We start from the raw sequence: 16,052 nt of genomic DNA on the forward strand, positions 1-16,052 counted from the left end.
GGTCAGGACTGCCACTTCTCGAAGCCGAGCACGATCAGGCGCATCTCGCGGCGCGCCTTGCGCTTGATGTCCTCCTCGAGGTCCGGCCTGCCGTCCGGCATCTGCACCACCTGCTCCGCGCGGTAGACCATGTTGCGGATGAACAGACCGGACGCCATCGTGACGTCCTCGCTGGACCACGTGCCGATGTGCGGCAGCCGGGCGAGCACCAACGCGAGCTCGGAGATGAACAGCTCGAGCTCACGCTGGATGGCCTGACGCACCGGGTCGGACCCGCTGGTGCGCTCCCGGGCGACGAAGCCGAAGTGCGACCGGTTCGCTTTGACGACGCGCACCAGGATCTCGGCCGAGGACTCGATGATGTCGGCGAACGTGTCGGGGTCCCGTTGCGCGTCACGGATCATGGCCCGCAGCGTCTCGAACGACTCCTCCACCAGAGCCAGTCCCACGTCATCCAGCGACCCGAAGTGCCGGTACAGCGCGGTCGGCACGATGCCCGCCTCACGGGCGACCTGGCGCAGACTCAGCTGCGCGAACCCGACCTTCCCGCTCAGCTGCAGGGCGGCGTCGAGGATGGCCTGACGGGTCCGCTCCTTCTGCTCCTGACGGGTGGAACTGCTGGTCACGGCCACATCCTACGACCGACGATCCGGTGAACGGGTGTAGACCGGGCCGCCGTGGCCATACCGGGTGCGCCACGTCACCAGCGCGCCCGGTTGCCAAGCCGGCCGAATCACGGCACACTTTTCGGTGTACGGTTGTTCACTCAAATCGAAGGCGGTGCCATGGGCCTCCTCAGGAGCACGCTGGCCTCCAAGCCGGTCGCGAGCCTCACCTCGCCCCACACCGTCGACCACTACCTCGAGCAGGTCCACCCGCTGTGGACGGTCGAGAACGTGCGGGCCCGGGTCGTCTCGGTCGAGCGCGAGACCGGCGACGCCAGCACCGTCCTGCTCAAGCCCAACCGCGCCTGGCAGGGGTTCCGGCCCGGGCAGCACGTCGAGTTCGGCGTCGAGGTCGACGGCGTCCGCAAGGTGCGCGTGTTCAGCGTGTCCAGCTCGGCCCTGCGCACCGACGGCCTGTTCAGCCTGTCGGTCAAGGCCCACCCCGACGGCTTCGTCTCCCAGTTCCTGCATCGCGAGCTGACGCCGCGCACGATCGTCTACCTCTCCCAGGCCCAGGGCGAGTTCGTCCTGCCCGACGTGCTGCCCGAGCGGCTGGCGCTGATCAGCGGCGGATCCGGGATCACCCCGGTGATGTCGATGCTGCGCACCCTGGCCGACCGGGCCGCCAGCCGCGCCGCGCACCTCGGCGAGGTCACCTTCCTGCACTACGCCCGCTCCCGCGCCGACGAGATGTTCACCGACGAGCTCGACCGGCTGGCGGGCCTCGCCGGCGTCCGCCTCGTGCGGGTGTACACCCGGCAGCCCGAGGCCGGCGCCGAGCTGTCGGGTCGCTTCGAGCACGACCACCTGCGGGCCCTCGGCATCGACCCCGGCACCACCCCCGCGTGGGTGTGCGGTCCCGCCGGCCTGATCGCCTCCGTCCGAGGCGTGTACGCCGAGCAGGGCACCGAGCACCTGCTGCACCAGGAGTACTTCAAGGTGCCGGCCGTCGACCTCGATGCCGCCGACGCCACCGGCACGCTGTCGTTCGATGCCAGCGCCACCGGCGCCGCGAACTCCGGCGCCACCATCCTGGAGCAGGCCGAGGCCGCCGGACTCACCCCGGAGTTCGGTTGCCGCATGGGCGTCTGCAACACCTGCGCCGTCAAGAAGCTGCACGGTGCCGTCCGCCACGTCATCACCGGCGAGGTCACGGCGAACACCGACGAGACCATCAAGCCCTGCGTCAACGTGCCCGTCGGCGACGTCACCGTCGCCCTCTGAAGGAGCCACCACCCATGAGCAAGCACGCACCCATCGCCCCCCGCACAGCCAGCGACCACGACCAGGCGCCCCAGCCGCTGGTCGGCACCGACACCGAGAAGCGGGCCACGATCGGCCTGGACCTCATGACCTACGAGCAGCTCGACGAGTTCGGCGCCGAGCTCGACGCCGTCCGTCAGCGCGTGCTCGACGACCTCGGGCAGAAGGACGCCGACTACATCCGGTGGGTCATCAAGGTGCAGCGTGCCGCGGAGGTGCTGGGCCGCATCGGCATCTTCATGCCGTTCTTCTGGCCGGCCTTCGTCGCCGGGATCGCCCTGCTCGGCCTGGCCAAGATCCTCGACAACATGGAGATCGGCCACAACGTCATGCACGGCCAGTACGACTGGATGAACGACCCCATGGTCAACGGCGCCAAGTACGAGTGGGACAACGTGGCGCCGGCCCAGGACTGGAAGCACGGTCACAACTTCATCCACCACACCTACACCAACATCCACGGCATGGACCGCGACATCGGCTACAACCTGCTGCGGATCGACCCCGACCAGCCGTGGTACGCCACGCACCGGTTCAACCTGCCGCTCGCGACCGTGCTGATGTTCCTGTTCGAGTGGGGCGTGATGTACCACGGCGTCGAGCTCGACCAGTACCTCCAGGGCAAGATGAGCAAGGCGGAGTTCGCCGCCCGCAAGAAGCGTGCCGCGCAGAAGATCCGCCGCCAGGTGTTCAAGGACTACCTGGCGTGGCCGATCGCCGCCCTGGCCCTCGTGCCGGTGGTCGGCTGGTGGGCGCCGCTGGCCGTCCTCGGCGCCAATGTCGCCGCCAACATCATCCGCAACATCTGGACCTTCCTCATCATCTTCTGCGGCCACTTCCCCGCGCAGGTGCAGACGTTCGCCGAGGAGGACGCGCAGAACGAGTCGCGCGGCCAGTGGTACCTGCGCCAGCTGCTCGGCTCGGCCAACATCTCCGGCCACGCCCCGTTCCACGTCCTGACCGGGAACCTGAGCTACCAGATCGAGCACCACCTGTTCCCCGACATCCCGGCCCGCCGCTACCCCGAGGTCGCCGTCGACGTGCGCCGGCTGGTCGAGAAGTACGACCTGCAGTACAACACCGGGCGCCTCTCGCGCCAGCTGCTCAGCGTCGCCCACCAGCTCGCGACCTACGGCGCCAAGCCGGACGACCCGTACAAGATCGGCAACAGCCCTGAGTCCAAGGCACGGCGTCGCGCCAAGCGGGAGGCGGCTCGCGCCGAGGCCGAGCGTGCGGAACACTTGGTGGCGTGAATCTGCCGCCCGTCCACCCGCTCGACCGGTCCCGGCCACGGCAGGCGGACAGCAGCCGATGAGTCTCGTCACACGACCTCGACCCATCCTCGGCGGGCCTGACGACGAACTAGTGGCATGAAGAAGTCTGTCGCCGTCATCGGCTCCGGGGTCTCGGGCCTCACCGCCGCCTATGCGCTGCGGCACACGCACGACGTGACGGTCTTCGAGGCCGACGGGCGCTTCGGCGGCCACGCCCACACCCACACGCTGCACGAGGGGGACGAGACCCACCGGGTCGACTCCGGCTTCATCGTGCACAACGACCGCACCTACCCGCACCTGCGGCGACTGTTCGCCGAGCTCGGCGTCGAGGTCCACGCCACCGAGATGAGCATGAGCATCCACTGCGACGGGTGCGGTCTGGAGTACGCCGGCGGACGCGGAGGAGCCGGCATCTTCGCCCAGCGTCGTCGCCTGGCCGACCCCCGCTACCTGGCGATGCTGCTGGGGGTGAAGCGGTTCCAGCGCAAGGCTCTCGCGCTGCTCGCCACCGCCGACGACGGCGAGGTCCTCACCTACGGCGACTTCCTGCGCCTCCACGGCTTCGGCGCGTACTTCGTGCAGCACTACGCGATCCCCATCGTGGCCTGCGTCTGGTCGTCGGGTGACGACACCGCCCTGGAGTACCCCGCCCGCTACCTCTTCGAGTTCCTGCGGCACCACGGCTTCCTGTCCATCAAGGGTTCGCCGCAGTGGTACACCGTGGTCGGTGGGTCGCACTCGTACATCGACCGGGTCGTCGAGGAGATCGGCGACGTCCGGCACTCGACCCCCATCACCGCGGTGACCCGCAAGCCCGACGGGGTCGAGCTCGTCGACGCAGCCGGCCGGGCCCACACCGCCGATACGGTCGTCATCGCCACCCACGCCGACCAGGCGCTCGCCCTGCTGACCGACCCGACGGACGACGAGCGGCGGGTGCTGGGCTCGTTCGAGTACTCCGACAACGAGACGGTGCTGCACCGCGACCCGTCGTTCCTGCCGAAGGCCGACGCGGCCCGCTCGGCCTGGAACTACCGGATGGACGACTGCAGCGCCACCAGTGAGCGCAGCACCGCGACCTACTGGATGAACCGCCTGCAGGGCATCGAGAGCCGCCGCCCCTACCTGGTGACCCTCAACGAGACCGAACGCATCGCGCCCGACGCCGTCGAGGCCGTGATGCAGTACACGCACCCGATCTACACCCCGACGTCCGTCGCCGCCCAGGCCGAGCTTCCCGGGTTGTTCACCGAGCGCACGGTCTACGCCGGCGCGTACCACGGCTGGGGCTTCCACGAGGACGGCTGCCGGTCCGGCGTCGAGGCCGCCCGCGCCCTCGGCTCCGACTGGGGCGGGACCGCATGAGCATCACCCTCCCCGACACCGCACTGCCGAGCCTGCCGGCCCTCGTGGAGGGCACGGTGGCCCACACCCGTCGCACCCCGCTGACCCACCGGTTCCGCTACCGCGTGTACCAGTGGCTCGTCGACGTCGACGACCTGCCGCGTCTGCCGCGTCTGCTGCGCCCCTTCTCGACCTTCCGCGCCGCCGACCACATCGGTGACCCGGAATCGTCCATCCGCGACAACATCGTGCGCTACTGCCACGCCCACGGTCTGGACGTCGCCGACCACAAGATCCTCATGCTGGCCAACGCGCGCGTGCTGGGCCACGTCTTCGACCCGCTGAGCGTCTTCTGGGTGATCGCGCCCGACGGCGGCCTGACCTGCATCGTCGCGGAGGTCCACAACACCTACGGCGAGCGGCACGCGTACCTGCTCGATCCCGACGAGACCGGCCGGGCCGACACCGACAAGGCCTTCTACGTCTCGCCGTTCTTCTCCGTCGACGGCCGGTACGATCTGCGGTTCGAGCTGGGTTCGTCCTCGGTGTCGGCCTCGGTCGTGCTCCGCCAGGGCGGCGACGCCGTGTTCGGCGCGACGCTGCGCGGCGTCCCCCGCCCGGCCAGCCCCCGCCGCGTCGCGGCCGCGATCCTCAAGTACCCCCTCATGACCCAGCGCACCAGCCTGCTCATCCGCGTGCACGGCGTGTGGCTCTGGCTGCGCCGCCTGCCCGTCGTCCCCCGTCCCCCGCACCAGCCCCCCGAAGGAACCCTCTGATGACCGACATCGCCGCCGCCCGCTGGCCCGGGATCGCCCACACCCCCCAGACCCCCTTCAAGGCCCGGGTCGCCCGCACCATCCTGCGGCCGGCCGTCACCCGCACGCCGGTCCGGCTCACCTTCCCCGACGGCACCGTGTGGGGCCACGGCGGACCGGACTCGCCCGAGATGGCCGTCGTCCGACCCGCCGCGTTCTTCCGCCGCCTCGGCGCCGACTCCAAGATCGGCTTCGGCGAGGCCTACATGGCCGGCGACTGGACCGCGGGTCCGGGCACCGACCTGGCCGACCTGCTGACCCCGTTCGCCGAGCGGCTCACCCACCTCGTGCCCAAGCCGCTGCAGCGCCTGCGCGTGTTCGTCGACAAGAAGCTGCCGCACCACGAGAAGAACTCGATCGAGGGCTCCCGGTCCAACATCGAGCGTCACTACGACCTCTCGAACGAGATGTTCGCGACCTTCCTGGACCCGACCATGTCCTACTCCTCGGCCTGGTTCGCGTCCACGGACGACGAGCCGCTCGAGACCGCCCAGCTGCGCAAGATCGACGGCATCCTGGACCAGGCCCATGTCGGCGAAGGCACCCGCGTGCTCGAGATCGGCACCGGCTGGGGCGCCCTCGCGATCCGCGCCGCCCAGCGCGGCGCGCACGTCACGACCATCACGATCTCCCAGGAGCAGGCGGCGCTGGCGCAGCAGCGCATCGATGCCGCCGGCCTCACCGACCGGGTCGACCTGCGCCTGCAGGACTACCGCGAGGTGCAGGGCCAGTTCGACGCGATCGTCAGCGTCGAGATGATCGAGGCCGTCGGCGAGGAGTACTGGCCCACCTACTTCGCCGCGATCGACCGGCTCCTCGCCCCCGGCGGCTCGGTGTCGATCCAGGCCATCACGATGGCCCACCACCGCTACCTCGCGACCCGCAACTCCTACGGCTGGATCCAGAAGTACATCTTCCCCGGTGGCCTGATCCCGTCCCTCGACGCGATCGACTCGACCCTCGCCGAGCACACGACCCTGAAGGTCACCGAGCGTCGTTCGCTGGGGCAGGACTACGCCCGCACCCTGCACCTGTGGCGTGAGCAGTTCCTCGCCAACTGGGCGGGCGTCCAGGCCCAGGGGTTCGACGAGACGTTCCGCCGGATGTGGGAGTTCTACCTCGCCTACTGCGAGGCGGGCTTCCGGGTGGGCTACATCGACGTGTTCCAGTTGCAGATGTCGCGACCCTGACCCATCCTTACGCCGTTCGGCGACGAATCGACTGTGAGCAACCAGCAGCACCGATTCGGAGGCCAGCATGGCGAGCATCAGTCGACTCCCCGATCCCATCCAGGAGTCGTACGAGTGGCAGTACGAAGGCGCCTGCCGCGATGTGGATCCGGAGACGTTCTTCTCCCCCGAGGCCGAGCGAGGTCCGCGGCGACGTCAGCGCGAGTCGGCCGCGAAGGCGCGCTGTGCCGTGTGCCCCGTCGTGGCCGAGTGCCTCGAGCACGCGCTCGCGGTGCGCGAGCCGTACGGGGTGTGGGGCGGGTTGACCGCGGGCGAGCGCGAGCACCTGCTCATGCGCCGCCGCACCGGCTGAACCCTCCCCTCTGTTCTCCCCCCTCACCCGCCCCGCTCCGCATCGCGCGGGGTGGGGCGGGGTTCACTCCCAGAAGATGCGCTCGACGACCTGACGGGCCTGGCGCGTGACCCGGAGGTAGTCGTCGTACAGCTGCTCGCTCTGGTCCTGGCCGTAGCCGAGCAGGTGGGCCACACCGGCCCGCTCCGCGACCTGCTCCACCATCGACTCGGCCGCCTTGCCCCGCATCAGCACCACGGCGTTGCGGATCCGGCTCACCAGCCGCCATGCCTCCTCCAACGTCGCCGCGTCGTCGGCCGAGACCAGGCCGGCCTCCGTGGCGGCGTGCAGCGCCTCCAACGTCACGGTCGTGCGCAGGCCCTCGATCTCATGGGCGTGGCGCATCTGCAGCAGCTGGACCGTCCACTCCACGTCGGCGATCCCGCCGCGACCCAGCTTCAGGTGCGTGTTGGGGTTCGCGCCCCGGGGCAGACGCTCGGACTCCACCCGCGCCTTGATCCGGCGGACCTCACGGGTGTCGGCCTCCGATATCCCGTCGGCCGGCCAGCGCAGCGGGTCGATGAGTCCGCGGAACTGCGCACACAGGTCCGGGTCCCCGACCGTGGGCGAGGCCCGCAGGAGCGCCTGGGCCTCCCAGACCGCCGACCACTTGGCGTAGTACGCCTCGTACGCCGCGAAGGTCCGCACCAGCGGACCGTTGCGGCCCTCCGGCCGCAACGCCGCGTCGATCTCCAGCGGCGGGTCCTCCGACGCCGCCATGAGCATCGTGCGCAGCGTCGTGGCGATGGCCAGCGCGCCGTCGGCAGCGGCCTTGTCGTCGGCGCCGGGGTCGGGCTGGTGGACGAACATCACGTCGGCGTCGGACCCGTAGCCCGACTCCCGCCCGCCGAGCCGGCCCATGAGCACGATGGCCATGCGGGTCGGCACCGGTCCCCGCTCGGCCTCGACGGTCTTGGTCGCCGCGATCAGCGCCCCCGACAGCGTGGCGGCGGTGAGGTCCGCGAGGGCCACGCCCACCTCCAGGATGTCCAGCCTGCCCAGCACGTCGGCGATGCCGATGCGCGACAGCTCGCGCCGCCGGATCCGTCGTACGGCCCGCACCGCTGCCGCCCCGTCGTCGTGGCGGGAGGCGGCCAGCGTGATCTCGGTGAGCAGGCGCTCGTGGTCGCGTGGCACCAGCTCGTCGTCGTCGCCCAGCAGGGCGACGGAGTCGGGCGCCCGCAGCATCAGGTCGGTGACGTAGCGGCTCGAGGACAGGATCATGGCCAGCTGCTCGGCACCCTCACCCTCGTCCCGCAGCTTGCGCAGGTACCAGTGCGACTCCCCCAGACTCTCCGAGATGCGCCGGAACGCCAGCAGACCCGCGTCGGGGTCGGGCGACTCGCTGAACCACGCGAGCATCGCCGGCAGCAGTGACCGGTGGATCGCCGAGCGTCGGGCGACCCCGCTGGTGAGGGCCTGGATGTGCCCGAGCGCCCCTTGGGGATCGACGAATCCGAGCGCAGCGAGACGCTGCTCGGCCGCCTCGGTGGACAGCCGGAGATCGCCGGTCGGCAAGGAGGCCACCGCCTCGAGCAGAGGCTGGTAGAACAGCTTCTCGTGCAGACGCCGCACGACCCGGCGGTGGGACTGCCAGTCCCGCTGCAGGCCCTCGGCCGGGTTCTGGCCGTAGCCCATGCTGCGACCCAGACGTCGCAGGTCCTCCGGGTCGTCGGGGACGATGTGGCTGCGGCGCAACCGGAACAGCTGGATGCGGTGCTCCAGGGTCCGCAGGAACTCGTAGGCCTCCTCGAGCGCCGCTCCGTCGCGCCGACCCACGTACCCGCCGTCGGTCAGGGCCTTCAGCGCCTCGAGCGTCGTGGGACTGCGGAGCGACTCGTCACCGCGACCGTGCACGAGCTGCAACAGCTGCACCGCGAACTCGACGTCGCGCAGCCCCCCGCTGCCCAGCTTGAGCTGACGTTCGCGGTGGGCGGCCGGGATGTGGTCGATGACGCGGCGGCGCATCGCCCTCGTGTCGGCCACGAAGTTCGGCCGGGTGCTGGCCTCCCACACCAGCGGCTGCAGGGCCGAGAGGTAGGCCTGCCCCAGGTCGGCGTCGCCCGCGGCGAACCGCGCCTTCAGCAACGCCTGGAACTCCCACGTCGTGGCCCACCGTTCGTAGTACGCGACATGGCTGGCCAGCGAGCGCACGAGCGGACCGGAGTTGCCCTCCGGCCGCAGGTTCGCGTCGACCTCCCAGATCGTGCCCTCGGCCGTGTGACCACCGCAGATCCGCATGACGGCCGCCGCGAGCCGGGTCGCCGCGGCGACGGCGCGCTGGTCGTCGGCACCCTCGGCGGGCTCGTACACGAAGATGACGTCGACGTCGCTGATGTAGTTCAGCTCGTGTCCGCCGGTCTTGCCCATCGCGATGACGGCCAGCCGGGTGAGGTCGGCGTCGGCCTCCTCGGCGCGCGCGATGCCCAGGGCCGCGGCGAGCGTCGCGACGGCGAGGTGCGACAGCTCGGCCGCCGTCGACCGGAAGGGCACGTACGCGTTGAGGTCACGCGCGACGGTGCACAGCAGCTGCCGGTAGTACGTGACCCGCAGCCCGTCGGCGTCGCCGGCCTCGGCCAGCTCGCGCCGCATCGTGTCGGGGTCGTGAGGGGTGGTGTCGAGCTGGTCTCGACCCAGCTCCAGCACCATCTCCGGGTGCCGGGCCAGGAACTGTCCGAGCGCCTCGCTCGTGCCCAGGACGATCAGCAGCCGCTCGCGCAGCACCTGGTCCTCCAGCGCCGCCAGGAGCCGGTTGGCACCCCAGGACCCGGCGATCGCGGACAGCGACGCGAGCGCGGTGTCGGGCGACGCTACGCCGGCGATGCGCGTGACCAGGTCCTCGGGCACGTCACCGAGGGTCTGCAGGTTGGCGGCGGCGAGCTCGGCGTTCTGGAAGCCTCGACGCGCGAGAGTCAGCTCAGGGGGCTCGGGGGGCACGTCAGCAGGCTACGGCAGGCGCACGGTCGACCCCACCGACCGATCACACGATGGGCATCAGACGGTCGATCTCGAACTGCGTCACCTGGGAGCGGTAGTCCTGCCACTCGGCCCGCTTGTTGCGCAGGAAGAAGTCGAACACGTGCTCGCCCAGGGTCTCGGCCACGAGGTCGCTGGTCTCCATGGTGCGGATCGCCTCGTCGAGGTTGCGCGGCAGGGGGGCGATGCCCATCGCCTTGCGCTCGCGCTCGCTGAGCGACCAGACGTCGTCCTCGGCCTCCGGCGGCAGCTCGTAGCCGTTCTCGATGCCCTTCAGCCCCGCCGCCAGCAGCAGGGCGAACGCCAGGTAGGGGTTGCACGCCGCGTCGATGCCGCGGTGCTCGATGCGGGCCGAGCCGCTCTTGTGCGGCTTGTACATGGGCACGCGGATGAGGGCCGACCGGTTGTTGTGACCCCAGCACACGTAGTTCGGTGCCTCGCCGCCGCCGGCGAGCCGCTTGTAGGAGTTGACCCACTGGTTGGTGACGGCGGTGATCTCGGCCGTGTGGTGCAGCACGCCGGCGATGAACGCGCGCCCGGTGCTGCTCAGCTGGTACTCCGCACCGGCCTCGTAGAAGGCGTTCTCGTCACCCTCGAACAGCGACACGTGCGTGTGCATGCCCGACCCGGGGTGCTCGGTGAACGGCTTGGGCATGAACGAGGCCCACTTGTCGGCCCCGAGCGCCACCTCCCGGACCACGGTGCGGAACGTCATGATGTTGTCGGCCATGGAGAGCGCGTCGGCGTAGCGCAGGTCGATCTCCTGCTGCCCGGGTCCGCCCTCGTGGTGGCTGAACTCCACGCTGATGCCCATGTTCTCGAGCATCGTGATGACCTCGCGCCGGAAGTCCTGACCCCCGCCCTGCGCGGTGTGGTCGAAGTAGCCGCTGTCGTCGACCGGGACCGGACGACCGCCGGGACCTGGCTTGCCCTTGAACAGGAAGAACTCGATCTCCGGATGGGTGTAGTACGTGAACCCGGCGTCGGCCGCCTTCTTCAGCGCACGCTTCAGCACGTGTCGCGGGTCGGCGTACGACGGCGTGCCGTCGGGCATGTGGATGTCGCAGAACATCCGAGCCGTGGCGGGTGTCTCGCCACGCCAGGGCAGGATCTGGAACGTCGACGGGTCGGGCTTGGCCAGCATGTCCGCCTCGTGCACCCGCGCGAAGCCCTCGATGGCCGATCCGTCGAAGCCGATGCCCTCGGCGAAGGCGCCCTCCAGCTCCGCCGGGGCGATCGCCACGGACTTCAACGAGCCCAGCACGTCGGTGAACCAGAGCCGGACGAACCGGACGTCGCGCTCCTCCAGTGCCCGCAGGACGAAAGCCTCTTGCTTACCCATGCGGTCAGTCTCGCACGCGTCGTGTTTCGGCGATGTTACGTCGCGCCGCAGCATCGTGACGAGCACAACGACGACCGGTCGGACCCGGCACTACGCTGACCGCGTGCCCCAGCTGCGTCTCGCCCTCGCCCAGATCAATGCCGTCGTCGGAGCGATCGACACCAACGTCGAGCTGGTGCTGGAGCAGTGCCGCCGGGCCCACGCCGCGGGAGCCCATCTCGTCGTGACCCCGGAGATGGTGCTGACCGGCTACCCCATCGAGGACATGGCCTACCGCGCGACCTTCATCACGGCCTCGCAGCGTGCGGTGGCCGAGCTGGCCGCCCGGCTCGAGGCCGACGGGCTCGGCGAGCTGGTCGTCGTCGTCGGCCATCTCGACAGCGCGAAGCCACCGACCCTCGAGGCCGTGCCGGACCGCCTCGGAGTGCCGAAGAACGCGCCCACCAACTCCGCCTCGGTCATCACCGGCGGCCGCATCGTCACCCGGTACGACAAGCACCACCTGCCCAACTACGGGGTGTTCGACGAGTTCCGCCACTTCGTCGCCGGCGACGAGACCCAGGTGGTCCAGGTCGGCGGCGTGGACGTCGCGATCGCCATCTGCGAGGACATCTGGCAGGACGGCCCCTCGGCCGCCGCGCGCGCGGCCGAGGCCGGGCTGCTCGTGGTGCTGAACGGCTCGCCGTACGAGGCGGCCAAGGACGACGTGCGGCTCGAGCTGTGCGCACGCCGTGCACGGGAGGGCGAGTGTGCCGTCGCCTACGTGAACCTCGTCGGGGGCCAGGACGAGCTGGTCTTCGACGGGGACACCCTCGTCGTCGACGCAGGTGGCGAGCTGCTCGCACGGGCCCCACAGTTCGAGACCGACCTGCTCGTGGTGGACCTCGACCTGCCCGCCGCCACCGCACCGATGCCGGACCCCGAGACCCGGTTCCACGGGCTGCGGGTCGAGCGCCACGTCGTCACCTCCGAGCCGGTGCCGGCCTTCGACCCGCGCCCCTCGGCGATCGCCGACCGCTGGGACGATCTCGGCGAGCGGTACCAGGCCGTCGTGCTCGGGCTGCGTGACTACGTGGCCAAGAACGGATTCACGAGTGTCCTCATGGGTCTGTCGGGAGGTATCGACTCCACCCTCGTGGGGGCCATCGCCGTCGACGCCCTCGGCGCCGACCGGGTCTTCGGCGTCTCCAACCCCAGCGACTGGTCGAGCGAGCACAGCCGCAGCGATGCCGCCGAGCTCGCCCGCCGCACCGGCCTGCACCTGGACACCGTGCCGATCTCGCCGGTGTTCGACGCCCTGCAGGCCCAGCTGTCGCTGGACGGGCTGGCCGAGGAGAACCTGCAGGCCCGGATCCGTGCGGTCATCTGGATGGGCCTGTCCAACCAGCACGGGCACCTGGTGCTGGCGTGCGGCAACAAGTCCGAGCTGGCCACCGGCTACTCCACCATCTACGGCGACGCCGTGGGCGGGTACGCGCCGATCAAGGACCTGCCGAAGACCCTCGTCTGGGACCTGGCCCGGTGGCGGAACGCCTGGTCGACCGAGCGCGGGGAGACCCCGCCGATCCCCGAGGACACCATCACCAAGCCCCCGTCGGCCGAGCTGCGACCCGGACAGCTCGACACCGACTCGCTGCCTCCGTACGAGCTGCTCGACGCGATCCTCGACGCCTACGTCGAGCGCGACCTCGGAGCCACCGAGGTGATCGAGGAGGGATTCGACCCCGAGCTCGTCCAGCGGGTCGTGACCCTCGTGGACCGCGCGGAGTACAAGCGGCGCCAGTACCCACCGGGCCCGAAGGTCAGCCGCCGCAACTTCGGCCGGGACCGTCGGGTGCCGATCACCAACCGGTGGCGGGAGTCGTTGTAGCCGCCTGAGCCACCCGGACCCGGGGTCTGGCACGCTGGGGGTGTCCGTGGACCCCCGCCCCGGGGCTGCGAGAAGGAGTGACAGATGACCGAGAACCACGCCGAGGAGCCCGCCCCGTACGGAGGCGGCCCGACGACCGATCCCACCGTCAAGCGCGTCCGCACGCACCACCTGCGGCAGTGGAAGGCCGACGGCGAGAAGTGGGCCATGCTCACCGCCTACGACCAGTACGCGGCCCAGGTGTTCGACGAGGCCGGCATCCCCGTCCTGCTCGTCGGCGACTCGGCGTCGAACAACGTCTACGGCAACGAGTCGTCCCTGCCGGTCACCGTGGACGAGCTGATCCCCCTGGTCCGCGCGGTCACCAGGTCCGCGCAGCGTGCGCTGGTGGTGGCCGATCTTCCCTTCGGGAGCTACCAGGGCTCACCGCAGCAGGCCTTCGACACCGCGGTGCGGTTCATGAAGGAGGCCGATGCCCACGCCGTCAAGCTCGAGGGCGGGCTCCCGATGGCACCCCAGGTGCAGCTGCTGACCGACGGCGGGATCCCCGTCATGGCCCACATCGGGTTCACCCCGCAGTCCGAGCACCAGCTCGGTGGTTACCGGGTGCAGGGGCGTGGGGACGCCGCCCAGAGGCTCATCGAGGAGGCCGTCGCCCTTCAGGAGGCCGGCGCCTTCGCCGTCGTCATGGAGATGGTGCCGGCACCGGTCGCCGCCCAGGTGACGGACGTGCTCCGCATCCCCACCATCGGCATCGGTGCCGGCGCAGCCTGCGACGCGCAGGTGCTGGTGTGGCAGGACATGATGGGCCTGCGCACCGGACGCGCCCCGCGGTTCGTCAAGCGCTACGCCGACCTCCACGGGGTCATGCTCGGCGCCGCACGGGCCTATGCCGCCGACGTGGCAGCCGGCACCTTCCCGGCCGACGAGCACCGGTTCGACAGCTGACCCGCCCTCGTCAGGACCGGGCCACCAGGTGGGGCGATCAGGTCCGCCAGCCGAGCAGGCCGACACCGACCGCGTTGATGCCGGTCCACACGACGAGCCCGATCAGCGGGATCCACACGCAGCGTCGCGGGTGTTCCTTCGCCCAGCGCGCGAGCAGCCGGCCGGTCGGGACGATCGCGACGAGATGGAGCAGCACGCCCCACCACGGGGCGTAGAGGCTGGTCGAGATCGCCAACCACACCAGGACGACGACACCGCCGGTCCCGATCCACGGTCCGGACCGGTCCAGCCGGGCCTGGCGGTTGCGGCGGCGACGCTGTCTCACGGCGTGTCGCGGGGGGCGTCGTCGTTCCAGTCGGGGTCGTTCTCCCACTCGGTGTTGCGCTCGGCAACCTTGTCCAGGGCCCTCGCCGCGTCGGCGGACGTGTCGTACGGACCCAGCCGGTCGGCCGCCTTGCAACCGTGTTCGCCCTCGACCGTGCGGTGCTTGAGACAGAAGTAGAACTGGTCGGTCATGACCCCATCCTGCCCCACCTGCACGCTGCCGCGACGTCGATAGACTCCCGCCGTGCCCTCCCCCACCCGTCTTCGCCCCGGTCGGGTCTCGCCCGAGCTGGCCGTCCCCGCGTCCGTCGAGCGTCCCGAGTACGTCGGCCAGGTCGCGCCGCTGCCGTACCGGGGCCCGCTGGTGCGCGATGCCGACACGATCGCCCGCATGCGGGTCGCCGGTCGCCTCGCCGCCCGGGCGCTGGACGCCGTCGAGTCCGCGATCGCGCCCGGCGTCACCACCGACGAGCTGGACCGCGTGGGGCACGCCTTCCTCGTCGAGCACGGCGCCTACCCGTCGACCCTGGGCTACCGGGAGTACCCGAAGTCGCTCTGCAGCAGCGTCAACGAGGTCATCTGCCACGGCATCCCGGACGACCGGCCGCTCGTCGACGGCGACATCGTGAACATCGACATCACGGCGTACGTGGACGGGGTGCACGGCGACACCAACAAGACGTACCTCGTGGGAGACGTCGACGAGGAGTCCCGGCTGCTGGTCGAGCGGACCCGCGAGGCCACCGACCGGGCGATCCGCGCGGTCCGGCCGGGTCGGCGGATCAACGTGATCGGCCGCGTCATCGAGGCCTACGCGGCGCGGTTCGGCTACGGGGTCGTGCGCGACTTCACCGGGCACGGGGTCGGACCGGCCTTCCACGACGGACTGGTCGTGCCGCACTTCGACGACCCGAGCGCCGACACGCCCATCGAGGCGGGCATGACCTTCACGATCGAACCGATGCTGACCCTCGGCACCGTCGAGTGGGACCTGTGGGACGACGGCTGGACCGCGGTGACCCGCGACGGCTCCCGCACCGCACAGTTCGAGCACACCCTGCTGGTGACCGACGACGGCGCAGAGGTCCTCACGCTGCCCTGAGCCCGGGCTCCCAGAAAAGTTTCGGTGGTCGTGTCGATCGAAGCCTCGCCCGTTCGATGGGAGGGTAGGAGCACGCACCGGGCGTACTCCCGACACCAGGAGACCACCATGAAGTACATGCTGATCATGCGCACGACCGACGCCGCCCTCGAGTCCTCGGCGGAGATCGACTTCGAGGAGATCATCAACGCGATGGGCGCCTACAACGAGTCGCTCATGAAGGCCGGCGTCCTCAAGGCGGGCGAGGGGCTCGCCGACGCCGCCGAGGGGTTCGTCGTCGACTTCGACGGCGAGACGCCCACCGTCACCGACGGCCCGTACGGCGAGACGCACGAGCTGTTCAACGGTTTCTGGATGATCGAGGTGTCGTCCAAGGAGGAGGCGGCGCAGTGGGCGGGCCGCTGCCCCCTCGGTCCGGGCAGCAAGCTGGAGGTCCGCCGGGTCACCGACGAGGCCGACTTCGAGGACTACGCCGACAACGAGTACATCCAGAAGGAGGCCGGCTGGCGCGAGGAGCTCGGGACCGACTGAGCGACCGGCAGCGG

Annotated in this window: 15 protein-coding genes; 10 read left to right on the plus strand and 5 right to left on the minus strand. The window is 70.6% G+C overall.

Annotation, left to right across the window (positions count from 1 at the left end):
- Positions 1-2: 2 nt before the first annotated feature.
- Positions 3-626, minus strand: a complete 624-nt coding sequence (locus HMPREF0063_RS08065; protein WP_083788884.1) for a TetR family transcriptional regulator — start codon at positions 624-626, stop codon at positions 3-5.
- 159 nt (positions 627-785) lie between these two features.
- Between HMPREF0063_RS08065 and HMPREF0063_RS08070 the strand changes: the two genes are divergently transcribed.
- From HMPREF0063_RS08070 to HMPREF0063_RS08095, 6 genes are all read left to right on the plus strand, one after another.
- Positions 786-1,889: a ferredoxin reductase gene (locus HMPREF0063_RS08070; protein WP_007078174.1), complete on the plus strand. Its 1,104-nt coding sequence runs from the start codon at positions 786-788 to the stop codon at positions 1,887-1,889.
- 14 nt (positions 1,890-1,903) lie between these two features.
- Complete coding sequence (locus tag HMPREF0063_RS08075) at positions 1,904-3,181, plus strand: fatty acid desaturase family protein (protein WP_007078175.1); 1,278 nt, start codon at positions 1,904-1,906, stop codon at positions 3,179-3,181.
- A 117-nt stretch (positions 3,182-3,298) separates the two neighbouring features.
- Positions 3,299-4,570: an NAD(P)/FAD-dependent oxidoreductase gene (locus HMPREF0063_RS08080; RefSeq protein ID WP_007078176.1), complete on the plus strand. Its 1,272-nt coding sequence runs from the start codon at positions 3,299-3,301 to the stop codon at positions 4,568-4,570.
- The gene (locus tag HMPREF0063_RS08085; protein WP_007078177.1) at positions 4,567-5,325 is read left to right on the plus strand and encodes a DUF1365 domain-containing protein; all 759 of its coding nucleotides are present in this window, start codon (positions 4,567-4,569) and stop codon (positions 5,323-5,325) included. Before HMPREF0063_RS08080 ends, HMPREF0063_RS08085 begins: the two co-directional genes overlap by 4 nt.
- Positions 5,325-6,554, plus strand: coding sequence for an SAM-dependent methyltransferase (locus HMPREF0063_RS08090; RefSeq protein ID WP_007078178.1), 1,230 nt, complete (start codon positions 5,325-5,327; stop codon positions 6,552-6,554). The genes HMPREF0063_RS08085 and HMPREF0063_RS08090 overlap by 1 nt, the downstream gene beginning before the upstream one ends.
- A gap of 67 nt (positions 6,555-6,621) precedes the next feature.
- Positions 6,622-6,906 carry a WhiB family transcriptional regulator gene (locus HMPREF0063_RS08095; protein WP_007078179.1) on the plus strand — a complete coding sequence of 95 codons (285 nt, stop codon included), beginning with the start codon at positions 6,622-6,624 and terminating at the stop codon, positions 6,904-6,906.
- A 63-nt stretch (positions 6,907-6,969) separates the two neighbouring features.
- Here HMPREF0063_RS08095 and HMPREF0063_RS08100 read toward each other — a convergent pair whose 3' ends face one another.
- Entirely contained in the window at positions 6,970-9,882 is a 2,913-nt protein-coding gene (locus tag HMPREF0063_RS08100; RefSeq protein WP_007078180.1) for a bifunctional [glutamine synthetase] adenylyltransferase/[glutamine synthetase]-adenylyl-L-tyrosine phosphorylase, read from the minus strand.
- A 43-nt stretch (positions 9,883-9,925) separates the two neighbouring features.
- The gene (locus HMPREF0063_RS08105) at positions 9,926-11,263 is read right to left on the minus strand and encodes a glutamine synthetase family protein (RefSeq protein ID WP_007078181.1); all 1,338 of its coding nucleotides are present in this window, start codon (positions 11,261-11,263) and stop codon (positions 9,926-9,928) included.
- Between the two features lie 103 nt (positions 11,264-11,366).
- Between HMPREF0063_RS08105 and HMPREF0063_RS08110 the strand changes: the two genes are divergently transcribed.
- Positions 11,367-13,133 carry an NAD+ synthase gene (locus HMPREF0063_RS08110; protein ID WP_040320189.1) on the plus strand — a complete coding sequence of 589 codons (1,767 nt, stop codon included), beginning with the start codon at positions 11,367-11,369 and terminating at the stop codon, positions 13,131-13,133.
- An 84-nt stretch (positions 13,134-13,217) separates the two neighbouring features.
- Positions 13,218-14,081 (plus strand): 3-methyl-2-oxobutanoate hydroxymethyltransferase, encoded by an 864-nt coding sequence (panB, locus tag HMPREF0063_RS08115; protein WP_007078183.1) that lies wholly within the window; start codon positions 13,218-13,220, stop codon positions 14,079-14,081.
- Between the two features lie 37 nt (positions 14,082-14,118).
- On the opposite strand, the gene HMPREF0063_RS08120 is transcribed toward panB, so the two are convergent.
- Positions 14,119-14,406, minus strand: coding sequence for a hypothetical protein (locus HMPREF0063_RS08120; protein WP_007078184.1), 288 nt, complete (start codon positions 14,404-14,406; stop codon positions 14,119-14,121).
- Positions 14,403-14,597: a hypothetical protein gene (locus HMPREF0063_RS08125; protein WP_040320190.1), complete on the minus strand. Its 195-nt coding sequence runs from the start codon at positions 14,595-14,597 to the stop codon at positions 14,403-14,405. The genes HMPREF0063_RS08120 and HMPREF0063_RS08125 overlap by 4 nt, the downstream gene beginning before the upstream one ends.
- A 52-nt stretch (positions 14,598-14,649) precedes the next feature.
- Here HMPREF0063_RS08125 and map point away from each other — a divergent pair, with 52 nt between their 5' ends.
- Positions 14,650-15,507: a type I methionyl aminopeptidase gene (map, locus tag HMPREF0063_RS08130; RefSeq protein WP_007078186.1), complete on the plus strand. Its 858-nt coding sequence runs from the start codon at positions 14,650-14,652 to the stop codon at positions 15,505-15,507.
- A gap of 108 nt (positions 15,508-15,615) precedes the next feature.
- Positions 15,616-16,038: a YciI family protein gene (locus HMPREF0063_RS08135; RefSeq protein WP_007078187.1), complete on the plus strand. Its 423-nt coding sequence runs from the start codon at positions 15,616-15,618 to the stop codon at positions 16,036-16,038.
- Positions 16,039-16,052: the final 14 nt, after the last annotated feature.

This window comes from Aeromicrobium marinum DSM 15272, assembly GCF_000160775.2.
GTDB lineage: Bacteria > Actinomycetota > Actinomycetes > Propionibacteriales > Nocardioidaceae > Aeromicrobium > Aeromicrobium marinum.